This is a genomic window from Caulobacter sp. UNC279MFTsu5.1, from assembly GCF_900114015.1.
GTDB lineage: Bacteria > Pseudomonadota > Alphaproteobacteria > Caulobacterales > Caulobacteraceae > Caulobacter.
The window spans coordinates 1-1734 of record NZ_FORN01000098.1 but is presented as its reverse complement, the minus strand read 5'-3'; the positions used below and the strand labels follow the sequence as shown (position 1 = coordinate 1734).

Here is a 1734-nt window from a genome sequence, read left to right as displayed (position 1 = left end):
ATCGGCGCCAGCCAGATCAACGAGGCCATCCAGCAGCTGGACAAGGTCACCCAGCAGAACGCCAGCGCGTCCGAGCAGATGTCGGCCACCTCCGAGGAACTGGCCGCCCAGGCCGAGGAGCTGCAGACCTCCATCGCCTATTTCCGCCTGTCGAACGCCGCCCAGACGTCGCGCAAGGCCGCGCCTGTCGTGCGCCTGCCGGCGCGCGGATCCAAGCCCGCGCCGCGCAAGGCCGCCGCTCGCGCCGTCGCCGCCCAGCAGGCCCGGGCCCAAGGCTTCGCTCTCGACCTGAGCCAGGGCGGTCCCGATCCCGACGACCGCGACTTCACCGAATACTGATCCCTCCCGCCGCCACGCCCCTCCGATCTCGTCCAAGGACAAGACCATGCGCTTTACGATCAAATTGCAGCTCGGCCTCGCCTTTGGCCTGATCATCGCCCTTCTGCTGGCGGCGACCCTGTTCGGGATCAGCAGCCTGTCGACCACCAACCGCGACATGAACGCGATGGTCGACGGTCCGGCCGTGCGCCTGCAGGCCGCCCAGGAGCTGAACATCCACATGCTCAATGTGGTGCGGGCCGAAAAGAACATGGTGCTGGTCGACAGCCCCGAAGAGGTGAAGACCCTCGAGGCCTCGATCGAGAAGGAAAAGCGGGCCTTCGAAGTCCTGCTGGCCAAGGCCGAGGGCCTGGCCACCGCCGAGGGCAAGCCCAAGTGGCAGGCTCTGGGCGGCGCTTGGGAGCGGATGATCGCCGCCCATGACCGCGTCTACGCCCTGGCCATCGCCAACAACGACGCCCAGGCCGCCGCCATCTCGATGGGCGAAGGCCGCAAGGCGGTCACCGAGGCCGGCGCCCAGGTGCAGGAGCTGGTCGAGCTGTCGCAGGCGCAACTGGACGCCGCCACCGACAAGGCTGACACCGACTTCGCCAAGGTCCGCGCCAGCCTGATCGGCCTGGCCGTGGTGTCGCTGCTGATCGCGGTCGGCGCGGCGCTCTACATCTCGATGGCGGTCGGCAAGGGCCTGGGCCGCGCTTCGGACGCCGTGCGCTCGGTGGCCGACGGCGACCTGACCCGGACCGTGGACATCACCACCAAGGACGAGATCGGCGACCTGCTGGGCCATGTGAACGTGATGATCGAGCGCCTGCGCGGCGTGGTCTCCGACGCGGTGTCGGCCTCGGAGAACGTCTCGGCGGGCAGCCAGGAGTTGTCGGCGGCTTCCGAGCAGGTGTCTCAGGGCGCCACCGAGCAGGCCTCGTCGGCCGAGGAAGCCTCGGCCTCGATGGAGGAGATGGCCGCCAACATCAAGCAGAACGCCGACAACGCCGCCCAGACCGAGAAGATCGCCCGCCAGTCGGCCAAGGACGCGGAAGTCAGCGGCGAAGCGGTGAGCCGGGCCGTCGAGGCCATGCGCACGATCGCCGAGAAGATCACTATCGTGCAGGAGATCGCCCGCCAGACCGACCTTCTGGCCCTGAACGCGGCGGTGGAAGCCGCCCGGGCTGGAGAACACGGCCGCGGCTTCGCGGTGGTGGCCTCGGAGGTGCGCAAGCTGGCCGAACGTTCGCAGACCGCCGCCACCGAGATCGGCGCGGTGTCGTCGGACACGGTCAAGGCCGCCCAGTCGGCCGGCGAAATGCTGACCACCCTGGTGCCCAACATCCGCAAGACCGCCGAATTGGTCGCCGAGATCAGCGCCGCCTGCCGCGAGCAGGACATCGGCGCCAGCCA

General features: G+C 69.1%; 1 protein-coding gene and 1 pseudogene. Both read left to right on the top strand.

The genetic code is table 11. The annotated features are described in order from the left end of the window. Positions 1 to 339, top strand: a pseudogene (locus BM066_RS25700) (methyl-accepting chemotaxis protein); the annotation flags it as partial. A 46-nt stretch (positions 340 to 385) separates the two neighbouring features. Then, positions 386 to 1734 (top strand): methyl-accepting chemotaxis protein (locus BM066_RS25695; protein ID WP_089931229.1); only part of this gene is annotated, 1349 nt, incomplete at its 3' end.